22 protein-coding genes and 1 pseudogene are annotated in these 23,006 nt (G+C 71.7%); 13 read left to right on the top strand and 10 right to left on the bottom strand.

The window, feature by feature from the left end; genetic code table 11:
- Positions 1 to 86 precede the first annotated feature (86 nt).
- Entirely contained in the window at positions 87 to 1,538 is a 1,452-nt protein-coding gene (locus ACYF6T_RS07210; RefSeq protein ID WP_461694354.1) for an NCS2 family permease, read from the top strand.
- A gap of 6 nt (positions 1,539 to 1,544) precedes the next feature.
- On the opposite strand, the gene ACYF6T_RS07205 is transcribed toward ACYF6T_RS07210, so the two are convergent.
- The 3 genes from ACYF6T_RS07205 to ACYF6T_RS07195 form a co-directional block, all read right to left on the bottom strand.
- The gene (locus tag ACYF6T_RS07205; protein ID WP_461694353.1) at positions 1,545 to 2,996 is read right to left on the bottom strand and encodes a peptidoglycan D,D-transpeptidase FtsI family protein; all 1,452 of its coding nucleotides are present in this window, start codon (positions 2,994 to 2,996) and stop codon (positions 1,545 to 1,547) included.
- Between the two features lie 74 nt (positions 2,997 to 3,070).
- The gene (locus ACYF6T_RS07200) at positions 3,071 to 3,541 is read right to left on the bottom strand and encodes a GNAT family N-acetyltransferase (protein ID WP_461694351.1); all 471 of its coding nucleotides are present in this window, start codon (positions 3,539 to 3,541) and stop codon (positions 3,071 to 3,073) included.
- A gap of 18 nt (positions 3,542 to 3,559) precedes the next feature.
- Positions 3,560 to 4,333: an IclR family transcriptional regulator gene (locus ACYF6T_RS07195; RefSeq protein WP_461694349.1), complete on the bottom strand. Its 774-nt coding sequence runs from the start codon at positions 4,331 to 4,333 to the stop codon at positions 3,560 to 3,562.
- Between the two features lie 145 nt (positions 4,334 to 4,478).
- On the opposite strand from ACYF6T_RS07195, the gene ACYF6T_RS07190 reads away from it, so the two are divergent.
- Positions 4,479 to 6,008: an aldehyde dehydrogenase (NADP(+)) gene (locus ACYF6T_RS07190; RefSeq protein WP_461694348.1), complete on the top strand. Its 1,530-nt coding sequence runs from the start codon at positions 4,479 to 4,481 to the stop codon at positions 6,006 to 6,008.
- Positions 6,009 to 6,111: 103 nt separating this feature from the next.
- Positions 6,112 to 6,719, top strand: a pseudogene (locus tag ACYF6T_RS07185) (DUF1349 domain-containing protein).
- On the opposite strand, the gene ACYF6T_RS07180 reads toward ACYF6T_RS07185, so the two are convergent.
- Positions 6,679 to 8,067, bottom strand: a complete 1,389-nt coding sequence (locus tag ACYF6T_RS07180; protein WP_461694347.1) for an MFS transporter — start codon at positions 8,065 to 8,067, stop codon at positions 6,679 to 6,681. The pseudogene ACYF6T_RS07185 and the gene ACYF6T_RS07180 sit on opposite strands and share 41 nt — an antisense overlap.
- Before the next feature lie 70 nt (positions 8,068 to 8,137).
- Between ACYF6T_RS07180 and ACYF6T_RS07175 the strand changes: the two genes are divergently transcribed.
- The 5 genes from ACYF6T_RS07175 to ACYF6T_RS07155 all read left to right on the top strand — a co-directional run bounded on the left by ACYF6T_RS07175 (position 8,138) and on the right by ACYF6T_RS07155 (position 12,869).
- On the top strand, positions 8,138 to 9,145 hold the full coding sequence (locus tag ACYF6T_RS07175) for a GlxA family transcriptional regulator (protein ID WP_461694346.1): 1,008 nt from the start codon (positions 8,138 to 8,140) through the stop codon (positions 9,143 to 9,145).
- A gap of 71 nt (positions 9,146 to 9,216) precedes the next feature.
- The gene (locus ACYF6T_RS07170; protein ID WP_461694345.1) at positions 9,217 to 9,933 is read left to right on the top strand and encodes a DsbA family oxidoreductase; all 717 of its coding nucleotides are present in this window, start codon (positions 9,217 to 9,219) and stop codon (positions 9,931 to 9,933) included.
- Between the two features lie 95 nt (positions 9,934 to 10,028).
- Positions 10,029 to 11,081 carry an aminotransferase class V-fold PLP-dependent enzyme gene (locus tag ACYF6T_RS07165; protein WP_461694344.1) on the top strand — a complete coding sequence of 351 codons (1,053 nt, stop codon included), beginning with the start codon at positions 10,029 to 10,031 and terminating at the stop codon, positions 11,079 to 11,081.
- Positions 11,082 to 11,101: 20 nt separating this feature from the next.
- Complete coding sequence (locus ACYF6T_RS07160; protein WP_461694343.1) at positions 11,102 to 11,719, top strand: RNA polymerase sigma factor; 618 nt, start codon at positions 11,102 to 11,104, stop codon at positions 11,717 to 11,719.
- Between the two features lie 37 nt (positions 11,720 to 11,756).
- Positions 11,757 to 12,869 carry a maleylpyruvate isomerase family mycothiol-dependent enzyme gene (locus tag ACYF6T_RS07155; protein WP_461694342.1) on the top strand — a complete coding sequence of 371 codons (1,113 nt, stop codon included), beginning with the start codon at positions 11,757 to 11,759 and terminating at the stop codon, positions 12,867 to 12,869.
- A 21-nt stretch (positions 12,870 to 12,890) separates the two neighbouring features.
- Here the strand turns inward: ACYF6T_RS07155 and thpD are convergent, their stop codons facing one another.
- The 6 genes from thpD to ACYF6T_RS07125 form a co-directional block, all read right to left on the bottom strand.
- Positions 12,891 to 13,778 (bottom strand): ectoine hydroxylase, encoded by an 888-nt coding sequence (gene thpD / locus ACYF6T_RS07150; protein WP_461694341.1) that lies wholly within the window; start codon positions 13,776 to 13,778, stop codon positions 12,891 to 12,893.
- A 7-nt stretch (positions 13,779 to 13,785) separates the two neighbouring features.
- A complete protein-coding gene (locus tag ACYF6T_RS07145; RefSeq protein WP_461694340.1) occupies positions 13,786 to 14,190 on the bottom strand; it encodes an ectoine synthase in 405 nt (134 codons plus the stop codon).
- A 28-nt stretch (positions 14,191 to 14,218) separates the two neighbouring features.
- Entirely contained in the window at positions 14,219 to 15,490 is a 1,272-nt protein-coding gene (gene ectB, locus ACYF6T_RS07140; protein WP_461694338.1) for a diaminobutyrate--2-oxoglutarate transaminase, read from the bottom strand.
- Positions 15,491 to 15,557: 67 nt separating this feature from the next.
- Entirely contained in the window at positions 15,558 to 16,076 is a 519-nt protein-coding gene (gene ectA, locus ACYF6T_RS07135; RefSeq protein ID WP_461694336.1) for a diaminobutyrate acetyltransferase, read from the bottom strand.
- A 307-nt stretch (positions 16,077 to 16,383) separates the two neighbouring features.
- Complete coding sequence (locus tag ACYF6T_RS07130) at positions 16,384 to 16,920, bottom strand: DinB family protein (RefSeq protein ID WP_461694334.1); 537 nt, start codon at positions 16,918 to 16,920, stop codon at positions 16,384 to 16,386.
- Between the two features lie 99 nt (positions 16,921 to 17,019).
- Positions 17,020 to 18,120 carry a pyridoxal-phosphate-dependent aminotransferase family protein gene (locus tag ACYF6T_RS07125; protein WP_461694765.1) on the bottom strand — a complete coding sequence of 367 codons (1,101 nt, stop codon included), beginning with the start codon at positions 18,118 to 18,120 and terminating at the stop codon, positions 17,020 to 17,022.
- A gap of 186 nt (positions 18,121 to 18,306) precedes the next feature.
- Between ACYF6T_RS07125 and ACYF6T_RS07120 the strand changes: the two genes are divergently transcribed.
- From ACYF6T_RS07120 to ACYF6T_RS07100, 5 genes are all read left to right on the top strand, one after another.
- The gene (locus ACYF6T_RS07120) at positions 18,307 to 19,137 is read left to right on the top strand and encodes a transporter substrate-binding domain-containing protein (protein ID WP_461694333.1); all 831 of its coding nucleotides are present in this window, start codon (positions 18,307 to 18,309) and stop codon (positions 19,135 to 19,137) included.
- Positions 19,134 to 19,967, top strand: a complete 834-nt coding sequence (locus tag ACYF6T_RS07115; RefSeq protein ID WP_461694332.1) for an amino acid ABC transporter permease — start codon at positions 19,134 to 19,136, stop codon at positions 19,965 to 19,967. Before ACYF6T_RS07120 ends, ACYF6T_RS07115 begins: the two co-directional genes overlap by 4 nt.
- A complete protein-coding gene (locus tag ACYF6T_RS07110; RefSeq protein ID WP_461694331.1) occupies positions 19,964 to 20,764 on the top strand; it encodes an amino acid ABC transporter ATP-binding protein in 801 nt (266 codons plus the stop codon). The genes ACYF6T_RS07115 and ACYF6T_RS07110 overlap by 4 nt, the downstream gene beginning before the upstream one ends.
- Before the next feature lie 10 nt (positions 20,765 to 20,774).
- Positions 20,775 to 21,866, top strand: a complete 1,092-nt coding sequence (locus ACYF6T_RS07105) for an amidohydrolase family protein (protein ID WP_461694329.1) — start codon at positions 20,775 to 20,777, stop codon at positions 21,864 to 21,866.
- A gap of 219 nt (positions 21,867 to 22,085) precedes the next feature.
- The gene (locus ACYF6T_RS07100; RefSeq protein WP_461694328.1) at positions 22,086 to 22,985 is read left to right on the top strand and encodes an SCO1860 family LAETG-anchored protein; all 900 of its coding nucleotides are present in this window, start codon (positions 22,086 to 22,088) and stop codon (positions 22,983 to 22,985) included.
- Positions 22,986 to 23,006: the final 21 nt, after the last annotated feature.

Genomic DNA, 23,006 nt, shown 5'->3' with positions numbered 1-23,006 from the left:
ACGAGGAAAACCTGAAACGCGTTCATCGCGGGAACAATCCAGCCAGCATCCGCACACCACCGCACGGGCACCGAGGAGTCACGCGCATGTCCGACACCCAGAAGGCCACCGACCGGCCGAGTGCCGCGCCACCGGCGGCGAACGGCGTCGACCGGTTCTTCCGGATCTCCGAGCGGGGATCCACCTTCGGCCGGGAGATACGTGGCGGCTTCGCCACGTTCTTCACCATGGCCTACATCCTCGTCCTGAATCCCATCATCCTCGGCAGCGCGAAGGACAAGTTCGGCCACTCACTCGACACCGGTCAACTGGTCACCGCCACCGCCCTGGTGGCCTGTGTGATGACGATCATCATGGGCGTCGGCGGCAACCTCCCGCTCGCCATCGCCGCCGGCCTCGGCCTGAACGCCGTCGTCGCCTTCCAGCTGGCGCCGCTGATGAGCTGGGCCGACGCGATGGGGCTGGTCGTCCTCGAAGGCGTCCTGATCTGTGTGCTGGTCCTCACCGGCCTGCGCGAGGCGATCATGAACGCCATCCCGCAGCAGCTGAAGCAGGCCATCGGCGTCGGCATCGGCCTGTTCATCGCCTTCATCGGCTTCGTCGACGCGGGCTTCGTCAGCCGTATCCCCGACGCCGCGGACACCACGGTGCCGGTGCAGCTGGGCGCGGTCGGGCGGCTGACCGGCTGGCCGGTGCTGGTCTTCTGCCTCGGCGTGCTGCTCACCATCGCGCTGCTGGCGCGCAAGGTGAAGGGCGCCATCCTGATCAGCATCGTGACGATGACGGTCGTCGCGATCGTCATCGACGCGGTCGCCGACATCAAGAGCTGGGGCCTGACCACCCCGCACGTGCCCGACAAGATCGTCGCCGCCCCGGACTTCGGCCTCGTCGGCCACGTCAGCCTGTTCGGCGGCTTCGCGAAGGCGGGCATCCTCACCGCCGTGCTGCTCGTCTTCACCCTGATCCTGTCCGACTTCTTCGACGCCATGGGCACGATCGTCGGCATCAGCGCGGAGGCGGGGCTGCTCGACGACCAGGGGCAGGTGCCGGGGATCGGACGGGTGCTGTTCATCGACGGCGCGGCGGCGGTGGCCGGCGGCCTGGGGTCGGCCTCCTCCAACACCGCCTACATCGAGTCGGCGGCCGGCGTCGGGGAAGGGGCGCGGACCGGGTTCGCCAACCTGATCACCGGCGGGCTCTTCGGGCTCGCGCTGTTCCTCACCCCGCTGCTGACGATCGTGCCGCTCCAGGCCGCCGCGCCCGCGCTGATCGCCGTGGGCTTCCTGATGATGACCCACGTCAAGCACATCGACTGGGACCGGTACGAGATCGCCATCCCGGCGTTCCTGACGATCGCCGCGATGCCGTTCACGTACTCCATCACGGACGGCATCGGGGCCGGGTTCCTGGCCTACGTCGTCATCAAGGCGGTGCTCGGCAGGGCCAGGGACGTGCACTGGCTGCTGTGGGGGGTCTCGGCGCTGTTCCTGGTGTACTTCGCGATCGATCCGGTGGAGCAGATCCTGGGCGTGAAGTAACCGGGCTCAGCCCTTCAGGGCCGCCTCCATCATGGCCTTGGCCACGGGGGCGGCCAGTCCGTTGCCGCTGACCTCGGAGCGGGCCGCGTCCGACTGCTCGACCACCACGGCCACCGCCACCTGCTTGCCGCCGGACCGGGCGTAGGACGTGAACCAGGCGTACGGCGTCTGGCTGTTGTTCTCGCCGTGCTGGGCCGTGCCCGTCTTGCCGCCCACGGTGACGCCGGATATCCGCGCGTTCGTGCCGGTGCCCTTCTCCACCACCGTCCGCATCGCCGACTGGAGCTGCTCGGCGGTGGAGGAGCTGACGATCCGGCGTGTGCTGGCGCTGTCGTCGTAGTCCTTCAGCACGTCACCGCCGCTGTCGGTGATCTGGGAGACCATGTGCGGCGAGACCAGCTCGCCGCCGTTGGATATCGCCGCCGACACCATGGCCATCTGCAGCGGGGTGGCCGTCACGTCGTACTGGCCGATGCCCGTGAGGGCCGTGGACGACTTGTCCATGTCCGAGGGGTAGACGCTGGTGTACGCCCGGACCGGCACGTCCTGCCGGTCGTCGTTGAAGCCGAACTTCTCCGCCATCGCCTTCACCTTGTCCTGGCCGAGGTCGACGGCCATCTTGGCGAAGACGTTGTTGCAGGAGTACTGCAGGGCGGTGCGGATCGAGGCGTTCTCGCAAGGGGCGCTGGGGTTCTCGTTGGACAGCTCGCGGGTGGTGCCCGGCAGGGTGTACGGGTCGGGGCTGTCGGTCTTCTCGTCGACGTTCGCGTACAGCCCATCCTCCAGCGCGGCCGCCGCGACGACCAGCTTGAACGTCGAGCCCGGCGGCAGCGGCTGGCGCAGGGCGCGGTTGGTGAGCGGCTTGTCCGGGTCCGCGTTGAGCTTCTTCCAGGCGGCGGCCGCGGTGTTGGCGTCCGTCAGCGCGGTGGGGTCGTACGACGGCGTGGAGACGACCGCGAGGATCCTGCCGGTCGACGGGTCGATGGCGACGGCCGCGCCCTTCTTGTCGCCGAGCGCGTCATAGGCCGCCTGCTGCACGTCCGGGTCGATCGTCGTGATCACGTTGCCCGGGTCGGCCCGCTTGCCGGTGACCGTGTCCATCACCGTCTTCAGGCGGGTGTCCGTGCCGTTGAGCAGGTCCTGGTAGATGCCCTCCAGCTGCGTGGGGGCGTACGACTGCGAGGCGTAGCCCGTCACCGCGGCGTACAGCTTGCCCTGCTTGTACGTCCGCTTGTAGGCGAGGTCGCCGCCCGTGGTCCGCGCCGAGCCGGTGATCGACCGGCCGGCCACGATGATGTTCCCGAGCGGGTCCGCGTACGTCTCGATCGCGTTGCGCCGGTTGTCGCTGTCGTCTGCCAGGGCCCGGCCGTCGTAGAACTGCACCCAGGTCGCCCTGACCAGCAGCGCGAACACCAGCAGCAGTGAGAAGACGGAGACCCGCCTGATCGTCTTGTTCATCCCGATCAAGAAGACGAGTGGGATGCGGTGATCGTTCCCGTACGCCCGTTTTTCTCATCGGACGTTCATGCGGCTCACTCCGTCAGGGTGAGCACGACCTCGTCGATCTCCTCGCCCCGCGCGTTCGCGAACCCCACCGCCCGGGCCGTCTCCCGGAACCCGCACTTCTCCAGCACCCGCCGGGAGGCCGTGTTGTCCGCCGCCGCCCGCGCGTACAGCGGGCGCTCGGGCACCTCGGAAAGGAGCGCGCGCAGCGCGGCCGTGGCCACGCCCCGCCCCCAGTACGCCCGGTCCACCCAGTAGGTGACCTCGCGCTCGCCCGGCTCGCCGTAGACCGACACGCTGCCCACCACGTCACCGTCCACCAGCACCGTCCGCGCCACGTCGCCCGAGGAGCGGATGCGGTTCCAGCGCGCGTCGAAGGCGTCCCGGTCGGCCGGGTCCTTGGGGGTGAAGGCCGCCAGGCGGACGGCCTCGGGGTCGTTCATCTGCCGGAAGAAGACCGGCAGATCGCTGTCGTGCACTTCACGCAGTACGACGTCCATGGGCCCAGAGCCTAGGAGTCACAGTCTGCGGGTCGCCAGGGTCAGGCGGTCGCGGGCGTCGAACAGGGCGTCCTTCACCATCTGCTCGTGGGCCGGGGTCAGCCGCGCCACGGGCACCGAGCAGCTGATCGCGTCGCGCGCCGGGGTGCGGTACGGGATCGCCACGCCGAAGCAGCGCAGGCCCAGGGTGTTCTCCTCGCGGTCCACCGCGAAGCCCTGCTCGCGCACCTGGTGCAGCTCCTCGATGAGCTTCTCGCGGTCGGTGATGGTGTTCTCGGTCAGCGCCGGCAGCGTCTCGGGGAGCATCTTGCGGACCTGCTCGTCGCCGTAGGTGGCGAGGATCGCCTTGCCGAGGGAGGTGGAGTGGGCCGGCAGGCGGCGGCCGACGCGGGTGAAGGGGCGCAGGTAGTGCTGCGACTGGCGGGTCGCGAGGTAGACGACGTTCGTGCCGTCCAGACGGGCCAGGTGGATGGTCTCCGTGGTGTCGTCCGAGAGCCGGTCCAGCGTCGGCCGGGCCGCCGCCACCACCTCGTCGCCGTCGATGTAGGAGGTGCCGACCAGCAGCGCCCGCACCCCGATGCCGTATCGCGTGCCCGTCGCGTCGGTCTCCACCCAGCCCAGCTCGACGAGCGTGCGCAGCAGCATGTACAGGCTCGACTTGGGGTACCCGACGGCCTCCTGGACGGAGGCGAGCGAGTGCATGCCGGGGCGGCCGGCGAAGTACTCCAGCAATTCAACGGTCCGTACCGCGGACTTGACCTGCGATCCGCCGCCTGTCTCGCCTGCCGACATCGCCCTTGACCCCTTCGTTGGACGGGAAATAGTCTCCGACAGCATATTCATCATCAGAGACGGCGTTCAGTATATCGAACGCCCCTGGTGGATGAACCCTGATACTGCGGTAATACAGCGCAAGACATACGTGGAGGGACCCGCGGTGGCAGCAGCACCAGTCTGGAGTGTCGACCCCCGAACCGGGAAGCAGCGGGAACAGGTTGCGGTGGAGGCCACAGCCCAGGAGGTGGACGCCGCGGTGCGCGCCGCGCACGACGCCCGCGCGTCCCTCACCGACCGCGCCGTCCGCTCGGCCTTCCTGCGCACCGCCGCCGAGCAGCTGGAGGCCGCCAAGGACTGGCTGGTGGAGACCGCCGACGCCGAGACCGCCCTCGGCCCGGTCCGGCTCACCGGCGAACTCGCCCGGACCTGCTACCAGTTGCGGGCCTTCGCGGACATCGTCGACGAGGGCGCCTTCCTCGACGTCATCATCAACCACCCGGACGACACCGCCACCCCGCCCATCCCGGACCTGCGCCGCTACAAGGTGCCGCTGGGCGTGGTCGCCGTCTACTCCGCCTCGAACTTCCCCTTCGCCTTCTCGGTCGCCGGCGGCGACACGGCCAGCGCCCTGGCCGCGGGCTGCCCGGTCGTCGTCAAGGCCCACCCCGACCACCCGGCCCTGTCCGAGCTGGTCGCGAGCGTGCTGCGCCGGGCCGCCGACGCGCACGGCATCCCCGCCGGCGTCGTCGGCCTGGTGCACGGCTTCGAGGCGGGCGTCGAGCTGGTCAAGCACCCGCTGGTCGCCGCGGCCGGCTTCACCGGGTCCGTCAAGGGCGGCCGGGCGCTGTTCGACGCGGCGGCGGCCCGTCCGGTGCCGATCCCGTTCCACGGCGAGCTGGGCTCGCTCAACCCGGTCGTGATCACCGAGGCCGCGGCAGCGGAGCGGGCGGAGGCCATCGGCGCCGGGCTCGCCGGCTCGATGACGCTCGGCGTCGGCCAGTTCTGTGTGAAGCCGGGCCTGGTCCTCGCCCCGAACGGCGCGGCCGGCGACCGCTTCCTGAAGTCCCTGACCGACGCCGTCAGCGACTCGGAGGCCGGGGTGCTCCTCGACCACCGGATGCGCGACAACTTCCTCGCCGGCATCGCCGAGCGCACCCGGCTGCCCGAGGTGGAGTCGCCGGTCACGCCGGGCGCGGGCGGCGAGCACACGGTCAGCGCGGGCTTCCTGACGGTATCGGCCGACAAGCTGGCCGAGGAGGGCGCCTACGACCTGCTCCTGGAGGAGTGCTTCGGCCCCGTCACCGTCGTCGCCCGCTACGACGACGACACGCAGGTCCAGGCCGTGCTGTCCCGGCTGCCGGGCAACCTCACGGCGACCGTGCACCTGTCGACCGAGGAGGCGGCCGGCGAGGGGCGCGGCGCGGAGCTCCTCGCCGAGCTGACGCCGCTGGCCGGCCGGGTGCTGGTCAACGGCTGGCCGACGGGCGTCGCGGTGGCCCCGGCCCAGCACCACGGCGGCCCGTACCCGGCGACGACGTCCACCTCGACGTCCGTCGGCGGCACGGCGATCGAGCGGTGGATGCGGCCGGTCGTCTACCAGAACGCCCCCGAGGCGCTGCTGCCGCCCGAGCTGCGCGACGACAACCCGCTGGGCCTGCCCAGGCGCTTCAACGGCCGCCTGGAGCGATAGCGCCGACGGGGTACGGTGCGTCGCGGGCCGCCCGTCGTCGGGGCCGCTCCGCGCGGTTCCCCGCGCCCCCGGGTCCCTCACCTGCACCTGCGACACTCACTGGATGGACGTGGAACTCCCCGAACTGCCCTTCCCCCTGCGCACCTACGGCCCCGACGGGCACTGGTCGTACGAGGACGGCATCCTCACCGGATGGGCCGGCCCCCGGCAGGACCGCTTCGTGCCGCCCACCGACGAGGGGCTGGACCCCGCCTCCGACGCGCCCCGGCTGCTCGGGGCGCCGGAAGGGGACTTCCAGCTCGTCGCCCGGGTCACCGTCGGGTTCGCCGGGGCCTTCGACGCGGGAGTGCTCTACGTCCATGTCGGCGAGCGGGCCTGGGCCAAGCTCTGCCTGGAGTACTCCCCGGACGTGCCCACCGTCTGCACGGTGGTCACCCGGGGCCACTCCGACGACGCCAACTCCTTCACCGTGGACGGGAGTTCCGTCTGGCTGCGGGTCAGCCGCACCGGCCGCGCCTTCGCCTTCCACGCCTCCCGCGACGGCGAACACTGGACCTTCGTCCGGCTGTTCACGCTGGCCGGCGAGAAGGAGACGGGCGCGGCGCTGGTCGGCTTCATGACGCAGTCGCCGATGGGGGAGGGTGTGTCGTGACGTACGACCACATCGACTTCAGGCCCGCCTGGCCCCGCGACCTGCGAGACGGAAGCTGAGCGCCCCGGTCAGCGCCAGCACCGCCGCGCTGATCGCCAGACTCACCCGCATGCCGGTCACGAAACCGCCGGAGACCAGCGTCCCGAAGACCGCGATGCCGAGGCCGCCCGCCACCTGACGTGCCGCGTTGAGCACCCCGGCGGCCAGCCCCGCCCGCTCGGCGGGCACCGCCTCCAGCATCGCGGCCGTCAGCGGCGGCACCGTCAGCGCGCAGCCCAGCGCCAGCGGCACCAGCAGCACGGCCACCAGGCCGGAGGGCGTGCCGGCGCCGACGTACAGCAGGACGAGGAGCCCGACGACGGCCACCCACTGGCCGATCACCATCGGCAGCCTGGCCCCGTAGCGGGCCGCCAGCTTGCCCGCGACCACGTTCGTCACGCCGATCAGGCCCGTCATCGGCAGGAACATCAGCCCGGCGTAGAGCGCCGAACGGCCCTGCACCTGCTGGAAGAAGAGCGAGAAGACGAACACCAGGCTGTAGAAGGCGACGCTGACCGCGGCGCCCGCGGCGACCGTCACCGCCACCGTCCGGTTGCGGAACAGGGCGAGCGGCACCACCGGGTGCGCCGTGCGCGACTCGACCCGCAGGAAGACCCCGGCCGCCACGACGGCCACCGCGAGCGCCGCCCAGCCCGCCGTCCCGCCCTCGATCACCGCGAACGTCAGCGCGGTCAGCGTCACCACGGCCGTCGCCTGGCCCGGCAGGTCCAGCGGTGCCGGCCGGCGCTCGGAGCGCGGGGCCCGCACGAGCAGCGCCAGGATGGCGGCGCCCACGGGCACGTTGACGAAGAAGATGCCGCGCCAGTCCCACGCCGTGGTCAGCAGGCCGCCCGCCACCGGACCGAGCGCCACCGCCGCCGAACCGCCCGCCGCCCAGGCGGCCACCGCCCGGGCCCGCCGTACCGGGTCCAGGTACGCCTGCCGCACCAGCGCCAGCGACGCCGGCAGGACGACCGCCGCCGCGGTGCCCTGCACCACCCGCGCTCCGATCAGCGCCGCGAGCCCCGGTGCCAGACCGCAGGCCACCGAGGCCAGGGTGAACACCGTGGTGCCGAGCGCGAACGCCCGGCTCGCCCCCGCCCGGTCCGAGAAGGCGCCGGTGGACAGCATCAGCGCGGCGAACGCCAGCGTGTAGGCGTCCACCACCCACTGCAGCCCCGACATCCCGCCGCCGAGGCCGGCGCCGATCGCGGGCAGGGCCACGTTCACCACGGACGCGTCGAGGGTGATCAGCGCGAAGCCGAGGAGGGCGGCGGTCAGGGTGAGCGCGGGAGAGGGCCTCTTGGGCGCCAACTCCCCTTCCGTATCAGTGGGTTGTGCGCCCTTCAGGGTCTGTTCGGTCGACATGCGACCATCCTGCGGATCTCGGCCGCCGTACAGTAGTGGCCTGAACGCCATACAACCGGAGGTTCTGGCCATGGCCGAGGATCGGGTCCCGCACCGCATCGCCGTGATCGCGCCGTCACCCGTGTCGATGTTCAACCTGGCCATCCCCGAGATGCTGTTCGGCAAGGTCGAGGTGGACGGGCGGCCGGGCTACGAGGTGGTCGTCTGCGCCGCCGAACCCGGCCCGGTGCCGACCTCCGGCGGCCTCGACCTGTACGTTCCCCGCGGGCTCGACGCGGTCCTGGAGGCCGACACGGTGGTGGTCGCCGGCACCGGCGCGCCGTACGAGCCGGACCCGCGGATCGTGGCCGCCGTCCAGCAGGCCGACGCGGCCGGAAAACGGCTCGCCTCCCTGTGCTCGGGCGCTTTCCAGCTCGCCGCGGCGGGCCTGCTGGAGGGCCGCAAGGCCACCACGTACTGGGCGCACGCCGAGGACCTGCGCCGCCGCCACCCGGGCATCGACCTCCAGGCGGACGTCCTGTACGTCCAGGACGGCCCCTACGTCACCGCCTCCGGCTACGCCGCCGGCATCGACCTGTGCCTGCACATCATCCGCTGCGACTACGGCGCCGCCGTCGCCAACGAGGTCGCCCGCCTCGCCCTGGTCGCGCCGGTCCGCCCGGGCGGCCAGACCCAGTTCACCCAGACTCCGCTGCCGCCCGAGCGCGGCACCGCCTGTGCCGACACCCGCGGCTGGGCCATGCGCAACCTCGACAAGCCGCTCACCCTCGCCGACCTCGCCCGGCACGCCGGCGTCAGCGTCCGCACCCTCACCCGCCGCTTCCACGCCGAGAGCGGCGTCAGCCCCCTGCAGTGGCTGCTGCACCAGCGCATCGAGCGCGCCAAGGAGCTGCTGGAGACCACTACCCTGCCCATGGACCAGGTGGCCCGCGCCTGCGGGCTCGGCACCGCCGACTCCCTGCGCGCCCACGTGGTCCGGCGCACCGGCCTGACGCCGAGCGCGTACCGGGCCCAGTTCAGCCGCCTGGGGGCGGGGGCCGCCGAGGAGGCGGCACGGGGAATGAACCCGGCTGCTTGAACGTTCACGTTCCCGGCGGAGGGCGTTCGCGTCCCCGTACCGCCTCCGCATCCGCGCGAACTGGAGAGAACATGAAGGTCGAGATCTGGTCGGACATAGCGTGCCCCTGGTGCTACGTGGGCAAGGCGCGCTTCGAGAAGGCCCTCGCCGCCTTCCCGCACCGCGACCAGGTCGAGGTGGTGCACCGCTCCTTCGAGCTGGACCCCGGCCGCGCCAAGGGCGACGTCCAGCCGGTGATCACCATGCTCACGAAGAAGTACGGCATGAGCGAGGCCCAGGCCCAGGCCGGCGAGGAGAACCTCGGCGCGCAGGCCGCCGCCGAGGGCCTGCCCTACCGCACCCGCGGCCGCGACCACGGCAACACCTTCGACCTGCACCGGCTGCTGCACTTCGCCAAGGCGCAGGGCAGGCAGGACCAGCTGCTGCGGATCCTGTACCGGGCCAACTTCGCCGACGAGCGCTCCCTGTTCACCGAGGGCGACGAGCGGCTGGTGGAGCTCGCCGCCGAGGCCGGGCTGGACGCCGACGCGGCCCGCGCGGTGCTCGCCGACCCGGCCGCCTACGCCGACGACGTCCGCGCCGACGAACGCGAGGCCGCCGAGCTCGGCGCGAACGGCGTGCCCTTCTTCGTCCTCGACCGCGCCTACGGCGTCTCCGGCGCCCAGCCCGCCGAGGTCTTCACCCAGGCGCTGAGCCGGGCGTGGGGCGAGCGGTCGCCGCTGCGGCTGATCGACCAGGGCGACGCCGACGCGTGCGGACCGGACGGATGCGCGGTTCCCCAGCGGTAAAGACGCAGGTCGAGGCGTATTCATAAGCATCGCTTAGGGAAACCACGCAGAAATCGGCAATGGACTACGACTTCCATGGGCCCCACAGTGGACCCATGGAGACCTTCGCAAGCCTCGTCCGTGCCGAGTTCGCGCCGAAGACCACCTTTCTCAACACCGCGAGCAACGGCCTCCTCCCGGCCCGCGCCGTCACCGCGCTGCAGGAGGCCGTGCGGCTGCGGGCCGAGGGCCGGCCGCTGGACGCGCTGTACGCCGACGTCGAGGAGGCCCGGGCCGCCTACGCCCGGCTGGCCGGCGTCCCGGCCGAGCGGGTGGCGGCCGGGACGTCCGTCGCCGCCCACACCGGCGTGATCGCGGCCTCGCTGCCCGCGGGCGCCGAAGTCCTCACCGCCGAGGACGACTTCACCTCCGTCCTCAACCCCTTCCACGTCCGCGGCGACCTCAAGGTGCGCACCGTGCCCCTGGAGCGCGTCGCCGAGTCCGTCCGCCCCGGCACCGCGCTCGTCGCGGTCAGCGCCGCGCAGTCCGCCGACGGACGCATCGCCGACCTGCCGGCCCTGCGCGAGGCCGCCCGGGAGCACGGGGCGCGCACGTACGTCGACTTCTCGCAGGCCGCCGGCTGGCTGCCGATGGACGCCGACGCGTACGACTTCACCGCCGCGGTCGGCTTCAAATGGCTGCTGGGGCCGCACGGGGCGGCCTTCCTCGTCGTGCCGGAGGACTTCGGCGGGCTCACGCCGATCCTGGCCGGCTGGGTCGCGGCCGAGACCCCGTGGGACAGCTGCTACGGCCCCGTGACCGAACTCGCCCGCTCCGCCCGCCGGTTCGACCTCACCCACGCCCTGTTCACCTTCGCCGGCCTGCGCCGGTCCCTGGAGCTGATCGAGGAGCTCGGCGTGGACGCCGTCCACGCCCACGACCTCGCCCTCGCCGACCGGTTCCGCGCCGGCCTGCGCGAGCTGGGCCACGAACCCGTGCCCGCGCCCGGCTCGGCGATCGTCTCCGTGCCCCGACTCGGCCACCGGCAGCCGCAGTTGGCCGAGGCGGGCATCCAGGTCTCCAACCGGGCGGGCCATCTGCGGGCCGCCTTCCACCTGTACAACACCCCCGCCGACGTAGACCGCCTGCTGGACGTCCTGTCCGGCTGACGCTAGGAAGGGCACCAGGGGTGGTGGTGCCGGTGGAGTCCACGGACGAGGTGTCCGTCCGACCGCCCGTCGACGCGGAGCTGCACAGGCGGCTCGTGTACGGCGACGAGTCCGCGCTGGCCGAGGCGTACGAGGCGTACGGCGGCCTGGTGCGGGCGGTCGCCGCACGCGTCACCCGCAGCCCGGGCGCCGCCGAGGACGTCGCGCAGGAGGTCTTCGCCCAGCTGTGGGCCCGGCCGTACGCCTTCGACGCGCGCCGCGGCAGCCTGCGCACCTGGCTGTCGGTGCTGGCCCACCGGCGGGCCGTGGACTGGGTGCGCGGCGAGGCCCGGCACCGCAAGGACGCCCGCGCCGACGACGCCGCGCTGCACGCCATCCCGGACGCAGCGCCCGGCCCCGCGGAGGCCGTCGTCGACCGCGAACGGGCCCTGCTGCTGCACACCGCTCTCGCCGAACTCCCGCAGCCCCTGCGGGAGGTGGTGCACCTCGCCTACTTCGCGGGCCGCACCTACCGGCAGGCCGCCGTCGAACTCGGCATCCCCGAGGGCACGGCGAAGACCCGGCTGCGCACGGCCTTACGCGCCTTGGCCGACTCTTTGGCGGACCCACCGGACCCGGCACTGGAAAAGGGCGCATGATGACGGCAGGGTGTCGGGGCGGAAGAGGAGGCGGCCGGTGACCAGCGACCACGACGACGTCCGCGACCTGCTCGCCGCCTGGGCCGTCGGCGCCCTCCCGCCCGCCGAACAGCGCACGGTCCCGGCCCACTTGGCCGACTGCGAGAGCTGCGCGGCGGAGGCGGAACGGCTGCGCGAGACGGTACGGCTGCTGGAGGGGACGGGGGAGGGGGAGGCAACGGAAGAAGACCAACCGGCGCGGGCCGCCGCCGAGGCACACGACGCGGCGACGATCCGCGACGCGCCGGTGACCGGCGACGCGTCGAAGGGCCCGCCTCCGCGCCGGTCCACGCGATCTGCCGCCGACGTCCTGGCGTTCGCCCGGCGCATCCGGCCGCCCGCCCCCCGGGTCGCCGCCCAGGCCGCCCCCTACGCCGCCGCCGTCGCCGGGCTGAAGGCGCTGCTGGCCGAGGCGGAGGGGCGGTGGAGCACGCCGGTCGTGCACGACTGGGACGTGCAGGCGACCGTCGCCCACCTGCTCGCCGCCGACGAACCGCTCGCCGGGCGGCTCGGGATCGCCGCGCGCGTGCCGGCCTCCCGCGGCGCGCCCGGCGCGGACTGGGAGGACGACTGGAACCGCCGTACCGCCGACGTCATCGCGCACGAGCACACACGCGGTCCCGAGGAGACCGTCGCCGCCTGGTCCGCGCAGGCCGCCGCCCTGCTCGCCGCACCGGAGGCACACGACCCCGAACGGGCCGCCGCCGCGGCGGAGTTGATGGGCGTACGGCTCCCCGTGGCGGACCACTTCGTCGTCCGGGCCTTCGAGACGTGGATCCACACCGACGACATCGGCCGCGCCCTCGGCCTCGTCGTGCCGCCTCCGCCAACCGAGCACCTGTGGCGGCTGGTCCGTCTCGCCGTGCGCATCCTCGGCCTGGCCCTGGGACCCACCGCGCCGCCGGTGCTGTTCTCGGTCACCGGCGGCGCGCAGTGGGTGCTGGGCTCGGAGGACGATCCCGTACGGGCCGAACTCGCCCTCGACCCGGTCGACTTCTGCCTCCTGGTCGGCGGCCGGCACACCCCCGACGGGGTGCCGCGCGCGGCCACGGGCGACGCGGCCGCCGTACGCACGGTACTGGAGCGGGCCGCGTCACTGGCGTGGCTGTGAGACCACCTCACGCCGCACGGGTCACCGCACCGGCGTGAAGTCCCTCGCGCCGATGAACTCCGGGCGCCGTACCGGAGCCGCGAACGGCTCGACCGCCGTGTTCTCCACGCTGTTGAACACGATGAACACGTTGCTGCGCGGGAACGGCGTGATGTTGTCGCCGGAGCCGTGCATGCAGTTGCAGTCGAACCAGGTCGCCGAACCGGCCCTGCCCGTGAAGAGCTTGATGCCGTACTCGCTCGCCATCGCGGTCAGCGCCTCGTCCGACGGCGTGCCCGCGTCCTGCATCTGCAGCGACTTCTTGTAGTTGTCCTTGGGCGTGGCGCCGGCGCAGCCCAGGAACGTCTTGTGCGACCCCGGCATGATCATGAGACCGCCGTTGGTGTCGTAGTTCTCGGTCAGCGCGATCGAGACGGACACCGTGCGCATGTGGGGCAGACCGTCCTCGGCGTGCCAGGTCTCGAAGTCCGAGTGCCAGTAGAAGCCGCTGGCCCCGAACCCGGGCTTGACGTTGATCCGCGACTGGTGGACGTAGACGTCCGAGCCGAGGATCTGCCGGGCCCGCCCGACCACCCGCTCGTCGCGTACCAGGCCGGCGAACACCTCGCTGATCTTGTGCACTTCGAAGACCGAGCGGATCTCCTTGGACTTCGGCTCCACGATCGAGCGCTCGTCCGCGCGGATCGCCGGATCGGTGGTCAGCCGCTCCAGCTCGCGCTGGTAGACGGTGACTTCGTCCGGTCCGATGAGCTGGTCGAGGGCGAGGAAGCCGTCGCGCTCGAACGACTGGAGATCGACCGCCGAGAACGGGCCCGGCGTGTCGGGGGAGCCCCAGACGACGGGGTCCTTGCGCGGGATCGACACCTCGGCGGTGCCGCGGCTGGGGTAGAGATCGGTGACGGTGGTCATGTGGTTCTCACACCTCCTCGGGCTCGGTGAGCAGCGGGTAGACGCCGTTCTCGTCGTGGTCCTCGCGGCCGGTCACGGGCGGGTTGAAGACACAGATGCAGTGGAAGTCCTCCTTGACCCGGAGCGTGTGCCGCTCGTGGCCGTCGAGGAGGTACATGGTGCCGGGCGTGATGCGGTACGTCCGCCCGGTCTCGCGGTCGGTCAGCTCGGCCTCGCCCCTGGTGCAGACGACGGCCTCGATGTGGTTGGCGTACCACATGTGGGTCTCCGTGCCCGCGTACAGGATCGTCTCGTGCACCGAGAAACCGACCCTCTCCCTGGCCAGGACGATGCGCTTGCTCTCCCAGGTGCCGGACGCGGATTTCACGTGCCGGTCGGTGCCTTCGATCTCCTTGAACGAACGGACGATCACGGTGCTGCGATGCCTCCTAGGTGGTGTTTCAGACGGTTTCCCGCACGGAACGGGCGAGGATGCTGAGCCCCTCGTCCAGTTCCTCGGGGGTGATGGTGAGCGCCGGGAGCAGCTTGACGACCTCGCTCTCGGGGCCCGACGTCTCGACGAGCAGCCCGAGTTCGAAGGCGCGCCGGGCGATGCGGCCGGCCCGTTCCCTGTCGTGGAACTCCATGCCCCACACGAGCCCGCGGCCCCGGTACTCCTTGACGTCGGCCAGGTTCTCCTCGGTGATGGAGATCAGCGCCTGTTCGACCTGCTCGCCGCGCGTCCGGGTCTGCTTCTCCATCGCCGACCCGTCCGCCCAGTACGCCTCCAGCGCGGCGGTGGCGGTGACGAACGCGGGGTTGTTGCCGCGGAAGGTGCCGTTGTGCTCGCCCGGCTCCCAGATGTCGAGCTCCGGCTTGAACAGGCACAGCGACATCGGCAGGCCGTAGCCGCTGATCGACTTCGACACGGTGACGATGTCGGGCGTGATCCCGGCCTCCTCGAAGGAGAAGAACGCACCGGTGCGCCCGCACCCCATCTGGATGTCGTCGACGATCAGCAGCATGTCCTGCCGTTCGCACAGCTCCGCGAGCGCCCGCAGCCACTCGGCCCGGGCGACGTTGATGCCGCCCTCGCCCTGCACGGTCTCGACGATCACGGCGGCGGGTTTGTTGAGGCCGGAGCCCTGGTCCTCCAGGATCCGCTCGAACCACAGGAAGTCCGGGACCTGCCCGTCGAAGTAGTTGTCGAACGGCATCGGCGTGCCGTGCACCAGCGGGATTCCGGCGCCGGCCCGCTTGAAGGCGTTGCCGGTGACGGCGAGCGAGCCCAGGGACATGCCGTGGAAGGCGTTGGTGAAGGAGACGATGGCCTCCCGGCCCTTCACCTTCCGCGCGAGCTTGAGCGCCGACTCCACGGCGTTGGTGCCCGTCGGGCCCGGGAACATGACCTTGAACGGCAGGTCGCGCGGGCGCAGCACCAGGTCCTGGAAGGTCTGCAGGAAGGCCCGTTTGGCGGTGGTCGACATGTCGAGCCCGTGGGTGACGCCGTCGCGCTCCAGGTAGTCGATCAACGCCCGTTTGAGGACGGGGTTGTTGTGGCCGTAGTTCAGTGAGCCGGCGCCGGCGAAGAAGTCCAGGTACTCGTGGCCGTCCTCGTCGTACATGCGGCTGCCCTGCGCGCGGTCGAAGACGGTGGGCCAGCCTCGGCAGTAGCTGCGCACCTCGGACTCGAGGGTCTCGAAGACGCTGAGGTCGGGCTGGGTGATGGTCACGACGAATCGCTCCTCGATGGGTGGGGGAGTGCGTGGGGGTCGTCAGTGGGCGTGTGTCAGAGGGAGGTCACACGGACAGGGGCCCGATGCGGTACAGGACTTCGGGATCGTGCGGGCCGTCGGGGAACAGGCCCCGGTCGAACAGCACCTCGCGCTCCAGCAGTGCGCCGTGCCGCTCGGCGAACGAGGTGAACAGGCGCTCGGAGGCGGTGTTGCCGGGGGTGATGGTGGTCTCGACGGCGGTGATGCGGTGCTCGCCCCGGCTGCGGGCGACCAGCCCGTCCAGCAGCGCGGCCGCGAGCCCGCGCCCCCGGTGGGCACGGTCCACCGCCACCTGCCAGACGAGCAGCGTCTGCGGACGGTCCGGCCGGACGTAGCCGGTGACGAACCCGACCGCCTCCCCGTTCCCGTCGCGGGCCACGGCCGAGGTGGCGGCGAAGTCGCGGCACCACAGCAGATAGCTGTACGACGAGTTCAGGTCGAGGGTCTTCGAGTCTCTCGCGATCCGCCACAGCGCGGCGCCGTCCGCCACCGACGGACGGTCGATTTGCAGTTCTGCTTGCAGTTCTGCTTGTGCGGCAGTCATGCGGATTGAATTTACCGAGGGAAATTCGAAATTGCATCGCCTGAGGGGGTTACGTGGCTGGCGGTGCTGTGTTATCACGCGAGCGCGTACGGACGCGCGAGGCATGCCGGAATTGCCCCGCATTGGTGGGTGCAAAGTCAGGCAAAATGCTCGCTATGTGTAACGCGTCACAGCCATGTAACCCCCACGAGATCCGCCCGAATTACACTGCTCTACGTTCGCAAAATCTTTGCGTTTAGGTCGAGGGAAAGCGGGCAGAAGAATACGGGAAGCTACCCCTCGGGGAAATTCAGGAATTACCCCTGAATTATGCGCCCGTAACCCCGTCGATCCGTTCTCGCAAGATGTCCGCGTGGCCGTTGTGCCGGGCGTACTCCTCGATCAGGTGAATGAGCACCCAGCGCAGACTGACCGCCACCCCGGCCATGAACCCCTCGGCGATCCGCCCCGTGTCGTCCAGCGACCGCCCGGCGACCGCCTCGCGCCCGCGCGCGATCTCCCGCCGCCACACGTCCAGCGCCTCGTCGAGCCCCCGCGCCGGATCGAGCGCGTATCCGTCCCCCTCCCCGTACACCGGCGGCACGGCCAGCCCGCCCATCACCCGCTGGAACCAGTTCCGCTCCACCTCGGCGAGATGCTGCACCAGTCCGAGCAGGGTCAACCGCGACGGCTCGGCCGACGCCAGCCGCACCTGCCCGTCGTCCAGCCCCGCGCACTTGAGCGCCAGGGTGGCCCGGTGGAAGTCGAGCCAGCTCTCCAGCATGGCCCGCTCCTGACCGGCGACCAGGGGGACGGGCCGGCCGTCGGGCAGCGTCCGGGGGGCGTCGGGCGTCTCGGTCGTCATGCGGCGAGCATGACACGCGGGTACGGCGACGGACCCGCCTCTCCGCGCCGGGCAGGCTGTTTTCGGCCCCGGCGAAACGCCGGGCAGAGCCCCCTCCGGTCAGCGTCCGCTGTCCGCCACGGCCCGCCGGGCCCCCTCCAGATCCACCGTCACGCCCCGCTCCGCCAGCGCCGTGCCCAGCGCCGTCAGGCACCTCTCCACCACGTCCAGGCGCGCGTCCGGGCCGTAGTGGTTGACGCGGATCATCTCCTTGGCCAGCGCGCCCCCGCCCGCCGCCAGCGGCAGACCGGGGGTCACCTCCAGGGCCCGTGCCACCAGGTCCGACGCGACCACGCCGGCCGGCGCTCGCAGCGTCGTGGCGACCGGTGCCGCGTGCCGGGCCTCGTACACGTACGGCTCCAGGCCCCCGCCCAGGGCCGGCGCCCCCGCCCTGGTCGCCGCCGCGGCCTCGGCGTGCCGGGCCATCACCGCGTCCGGGCCCGCCGCCTCGATCCGCTCCAGACACGCCGCCAGCGCCAGCATCTCCAACTGCGCCGGCGCGTGCGGCAGCGCCCTGCGGCCGCCGTCGATCCAGCGCTCCTTCCAGTCCAGCAGCGACAGGTACGACCGCCGCGGCGCCCTGGGATTCGCCGCCATCCGCGCCCACGCCCGCTCGCTCACCGACACCGCCGACACGCCCGCCGGTCCGCCCATCGCCTTCTGCGCGCCGATCACGCACAGGTCCACGCCCCACGCGTCCGGCAGCACCGGCTCGGCCCCGACGGAGGCGACGGCGTCCAGATAGAACAGCGCCCCCTGCTCCCGTACGGCCTCCCCGATCTCCGCGACCGGGTTGGTGTTGCCGGTCGCCGCCTCCGCGTGGACCAGCGACACGAAGTCGATCTCCGGGTGCTCGGCGAAGGCCTCCCGGATCTGCTCGGCGCTCACCGCCGCGTGGAAGGGCACCGCGAGGTCGATCACCGTCGCCCCGCAGTCCCGCAGCCAGTCGCCGAAGGTCTGCCCGTACGGGCCGGTGATCACGTTCAGCGCCGTCGTCCCCGGTCCGGCCGTCCCCCGGATCGCGCCCTCCAGCGGCAGCAGCGCCTCGCCCTGCATGATCACGACGTCCTGCGCGGTCCCGAGCAACCGCGCGACACGGTCCTCCACGGCGGCGAAGTCCGCGGCGCTGAACGGGGGCAGGTCCAGGAAAGGGTGGGTCACGGCGGTGCTCTCTCTGCTCACGCGTGGTCGGCTCACTTGAGGGTATCCGCCACCCGTGACCCCTCCTGACGCTCCCTGCACTTACGACTTCTTAGGCCAGACGGCTCCGTAGCCATCGGTTTGATTTGAGGAACCCAAACATCTCCTTATAATCGGAACCCACAGTTCCCCCACAGGAGGCCACCCGTGAAGACGTTCTCCGTGACGGCCGGGCTGGTGCTCGTGGCTGTCTCCCTTTCCGCCTGCACCTCCAGCGACAACGGCGGCAGCGGCACGAAGACCGCCGCCGGCGGCGTCACGCTCGTCAAGGCCGGCCGGCTCACCACCTGCACCCACCTGCCCTACCCGCCGTTCCAGTCGGAGATCGACGGAAAGGTGCAGGGCTTCGACGTGTCGCTGATCGACCTCGTCGCCAAGGACCTCGGCGTGAAGCAGCAGATCCTGGACACGCCGTTCGAGAACTTCAAGACCGGCGCCTTCCTCAACTCCGGCGAGTGCGACCTGGCCGCGGCCGGCATGACCATCACCGCCGAGCGCAAGAAGAACGTCGACTTCTCCGACCCCTACTTCGACGCCACCCAGGCCCTCCTGGTCGACAAGGACAGCGGCGTCACCTCGCTCGCCGACGCCAAGGCCAAGAAGGTCAAGCTGGGCGCCCAGGCGCAGACCACCGGCGAGGACTACGCGAAGAAGCAGGGCTTCGACCCCGTCTCCTTCGAGTCCTCCGACGCCGTCCTCAACGGCCTGCGCACCGGCCAGGTCAAGGCCGTCATCATCGACTACCCCGTGGTCCAGGGCTGGCTGAAGACCAAGGCCAACGCGGACGCCTTCCAGCTCGCCGACAACATCAACACCGGTGAGCAGTACGGCTTCACGGTCAAGAAGGGCAACACCAGGCTGCTCGCCGCCATCAACAAGGCCATCAAGGACGCGAAGGCCGACGGCACGTACAAGAAGCTGTACGAGAAGTGGATCGGCCCGTACGACGCGTCCGCGGCCTCCCCCTCCGCCTCATGACCGCCACGGACGTACAGATCCAGCCCCGCAGGAAGGGCCTGACCCGGCGTCGGAAGCGGCGCCTGTCGCGCGGTGCCCAGTACGTCGTCTTCGTCGCCGCCGTGATCGCGTTCGCGGTCTCGGCGGACTGGGGGCGGCTGCGGAACCAGTTCGCGCAGAAGGACATCGCGCGGCAGATGTTCCCGGACATCATCACGCTGGCGCTGAAGAACACCGTGCTCTACACCCTGTCCGGCTTCGTCGTCGGACTGGCCCTCGGCATGGTCATCGCGCTGATGCGGCTGTCGTCCGTGGGCCCCTACCGCTGGCTCGCCGGCGTCTACATCGAGATCTTCCGCGGCCTGCCCGCCCTGCTGATCTTCATCTTCATCGGCGTCGCCGTGCCACTGGCCTTCCCCGGCACGGAGATCGTCGGCGGCACCTACGGCAAGGTCGCCCTGGCGCTCGGCCTGGTCGCCGCCGCCTACATGGCCGAGACGATCCGCGCGGGCATCCAGGCGGTGCCCAAGGGGCAGATGGAGGCGGCCCGTTCGCTGGGCTTCTCACCGGCCCGCGCGATGGTCTCGATCATCATCCCGCAGGCGTTCCGCATCATCATCCCGCCGCTGACCAACGAACTCGTGCTCCTGTTCAAGGACTCCTCCCTGGTGCTGTTCCTCGGCGTCACCCTGGAGGAGCGCGAACTGTCCAAGTACGGCCGTGACCTGGCCAGTACGACCGCCAACTCCACGCCGATCCTCGTCGCCGGCCTGTGCTACCTGCTGGTCACGATCCCGCTCGGCTTCGTCGTCCGCCGGCTGGAGGCCAAGGCCCAGGAGGCCGTCAAGTGAGCGACAGCACCCCCGAGATCCAGATCCGGGGCCTGCACAAGTCCTTCGGCGCCAACGAGGTGTTGCGCGGCATCGACCTGGAGATCGCCCGGGGCGAGGTCGTCTGCGTGATCGGCCCCTCCGGCTCCGGCAAGTCGACACTGCTGCGGTGCGTGAACCTCCTGGAGGAGCCGACGCGGGGTCAGGTCTTCGTCGGCGGAACGGAGCTGACGGACCCCGACGTCGACATCGACGCCGTACGCCGCCGTATCGGCATGGTCTTCCAGCAGTTCAACCTCTTCCCGCACCTGACGGTGACGGAGAACCTCACCCTCCCGCAGCGCCGCGTGCTGCGGCGGGACAAGGCGCGGGCCGCGCGGACGGCCGCCGAGAACCTGGCCCGCGTCGGGCTGTCGGAGAAGGCGGACGCCTACCCCTCCTCCCTCTCCGGCGGCCAGCAGCAGCGCGTGGCCATCGCCCGCGCGCTGTCCATGGGGCCGGAGGTGATGCTCTTCGACGAGCCGACCTCCGCGCTCGACCCGGAACTGGTCGGGGACGTCCTCGCCGTCATGCGGATGCTCGCGCGCGAGGGCATGACCATGATGGTCGTCACCCACGAGATGACGTTCGCGCGGGAGGTCGCCGACCGGGTCGTCTTCATGGACGGCGGGGTGATCGTGGAGGACGGCACCCCGGCCCGGGTCATCGGCGACCCCGCCCACGAACGCACCCGGCACTTCCTGTCCCGGCTGCTCGACCCGGCGATGGCCGACGTCGAGGAAGAGGTGTCCGACCAGGTCGGCGGACCGGCTGACTAAGGTGGCCGCCATGAGCGATCAGGCGGTGCTGCACATCAAGGGACGCGTCCTTCTCGGCCCCGACGACGTCCGCGACGAACTGTGGGTGGTCGACGGCCGTGTCTCCCACGACCGTCCCCTCGCCGCCGACGACGTCCGCACCGTCGAGGGCTGGGCGCTCCCCGGCCTGGTCGACGCCCACTGCCACGTCGGCCTCGGCAAGGACGGCCCGGTCGGGAAGGACGTCGCCGAGCGGCAGGCGCTGACCGACCGGGACGCCGGCACCCTGCTGATCCGCGACGCCGGCTCGCCCTCGGACACCCGCTGGGTCGACGACCGCGACGACCTGCCGAAGATCGTCCGCGCCGGCCGCCACATCGCCCGCACCCGCCGCTACATGCGGGGCTACGCGCACGAGATCGAACCCGAGGACCTCGTCGCCTACGTCGCCCAGGAGGCCCGCCGGGGCGACGGCTGGGTCAAGCTGGTCGGCGACTGGATCGACCGCGACCTCGGCGACCTCGCCCCCAGCTGGCCGCGCGAGGCGGCGCGGGCCGCGATCGCCGAGGCCCACCGCCTGGGCGCCCGCGTCACCGCCCACTGCTTCGCCGAGAACTCGCTCAAGGACCTCGTCGAGGCCGGCATCGACTGCGTCGAGCACGCCACGGGCCTGACCGACGACCTGATCCCGCTCTTCGCCGAGCGCGCCGTCGCGATCGTGCCCACCCTCGTCAACATCGCCACCTTCCCGCAGCTCGCGTCCGGCGGCGAGGCCAAGTTCCCGACCTGGGCGGCCCACATGCGCCGCCTGTACGAACGCCGCCACGACACCGTCCGCAACGCCTACGACGCCGGCGTCCCGGTCTACGTCGGCACCGACGCCGGCGGCCACCTCGCCCACGGACTGGTGGCCGGTGAGGTCGAGGAACTGGTCACCGCCGGCATCCCGGCCGTCGACGCCCTGTCGGCGACGACCTGGGGCGCCCGCACCTGGCTCGGCCGGCCGGGACTGGACGAGGGCGCACCGGCCGACCTGGTCGTCTACGAGGCGGATCCGCGGGCGGACGTACGCGTGCTGGCGGCCCCGCGCCGGATCGTGCTGAACGGGCGCGTCGTCGCGTAGTTGACGCGCCGTACGCCGTCGCGCGCGCCCGCCGTCAACCGCGGTGTTCGGACAGCGGGCGATACGGGGGTGAAACCGTGGAACGCCTGTGCCCCGCGATTCGAAAAGGTTCACGGCGAACCCACGATGGGGTGAACCGGCGCCGGAACGCCGCCTGTTCACCCGTGGTGCGTAATTCTTGGCGGGTCCCGAGCAAGTCTCCTCTGAGGGGTCCCCACCTTGAACGGCAAGAACTTCCGTATGCCCGCACGCCGTCTGACCACCGTCGCGGCGGCCACCGTCCTGGCCGCCGGTCCCGCGGCCCTGGCCGGCGCGGGCGCCGCACACGCCACCGGCGACCAGGGCCGCGCGAGCGCCGTCGTGCTGCGCACCGGGCTCGACGTGGCCCTGCTCGACAAGACGGTGAACGTCCCGCTCGCGGTCTCCCTGAACCAGGTCCAGGCCCCGCAGTCCGCCGAACGGACCGCGCTGAGCGCCACGCTGGACGGCGTCGACGGCGGCAAACCCTTCAGCGTGCTGAGCGCCAAGGTGGCGGACGCCAAGGCGACGGTCACCTCCGCCAGGGCCGAGGGCTCCACGCGTCTCGCCCACGCCCGGCTCCATGTGCCCGGGCTGCCGCTGCTGTCGCTCATCGAGGTCGAGCAGGTCACCTCCAGGGCGACCTGCGAGGCCGGCCGCAAGCCGGTCGCCTCCGCGAACCTGCTCGGCGCGGTGACGGTGCTCGGCAAGAAGGTCACGCTGTCCGCGGGCGGCCCCACGGACGTCAAGGTGCCCGGCGTCGGCGAGGTGCGCCTGGACCTGTCCACCACCGAGGTCACCAGCCGCACGGCGGCGGCCACCGCCCTGCAACTCAAGGTGTCCGTGAACCCGTTGAAGCTCAACGTGGCCGACGTCGAAGGCACCGTGACCCTGGCGCGGGCCACCTGCGAGGCACCGCCGGCGCCGGCGAGCGCGGCTCCCTCCGGCGGCGACGACGTCAAGCCCCAGGGCGCCCCGGCCAAGGAGGCGGGCCTGGCCGAGACCGGCGGCAGCTCCACGACCCCGTACCTCGCGGGCGGGGCGGTCGCCCTGCTCGCGGCGGGCGGTGGAGCGGTGGTGCTGGCGCGGCGCCGGGGGTGACCGAACGGACGTTGCCCCGCC

The organism is Streptomyces sp. 7R007 (genome assembly GCF_054850255.1).
This window is presented reverse-complemented; position numbering and strand designations above follow the sequence as displayed.

Coding starts and splice junctions, on each gene's coding strand:
- ACYF6T_RS07105 (WP_461694329.1), top strand. CDS start 20,775: ATGAGCGATCAGGCGGTGCTGCACATCAAGGGACGCGTCCTTCTCGGC.
- ACYF6T_RS07175 (WP_461694346.1), top strand. CDS start 8,138: ATGGCCGAGGATCGGGTCCCGCACCGCATCGCCGTGATCGCGCCGTCA.
- ACYF6T_RS07195 (WP_461694349.1), bottom strand. CDS start 4,333: ATGTCGGCAGGCGAGACAGGCGGCGGATCGCAGGTCAAGTCCGCGGTA.
- ACYF6T_RS07200 (WP_461694351.1), bottom strand. CDS start 3,541: ATGGACGTCGTACTGCGTGAAGTGCACGACAGCGATCTGCCGGTCTTC.
- ACYF6T_RS07130 (WP_461694334.1), bottom strand. CDS start 16,920: ATGACGACCGAGACGCCCGACGCCCCCCGGACGCTGCCCGACGGCCGG.
- ACYF6T_RS07115 (WP_461694332.1), top strand. CDS start 19,134: ATGACCGCCACGGACGTACAGATCCAGCCCCGCAGGAAGGGCCTGACC.
- ACYF6T_RS07165 (WP_461694344.1), top strand. CDS start 10,029: ATGGAGACCTTCGCAAGCCTCGTCCGTGCCGAGTTCGCGCCGAAGACC.
- ACYF6T_RS07170 (WP_461694345.1), top strand. CDS start 9,217: ATGAAGGTCGAGATCTGGTCGGACATAGCGTGCCCCTGGTGCTACGTG.
- thpD (WP_461694341.1), bottom strand. CDS start 13,778: ATGACCACCGTCACCGATCTCTACCCCAGCCGCGGCACCGCCGAGGTG.
- ectA (WP_461694336.1), bottom strand. CDS start 16,076: ATGACTGCCGCACAAGCAGAACTGCAAGCAGAACTGCAAATCGACCGT.
- ACYF6T_RS07180 (WP_461694347.1), bottom strand. CDS start 8,067: ATGTCGACCGAACAGACCCTGAAGGGCGCACAACCCACTGATACGGAA.
- ACYF6T_RS07210 (WP_461694354.1), top strand. CDS start 87: ATGTCCGACACCCAGAAGGCCACCGACCGGCCGAGTGCCGCGCCACCG.
- ACYF6T_RS07205 (WP_461694353.1), bottom strand. CDS start 2,996: ATGAACAAGACGATCAGGCGGGTCTCCGTCTTCTCACTGCTGCTGGTG.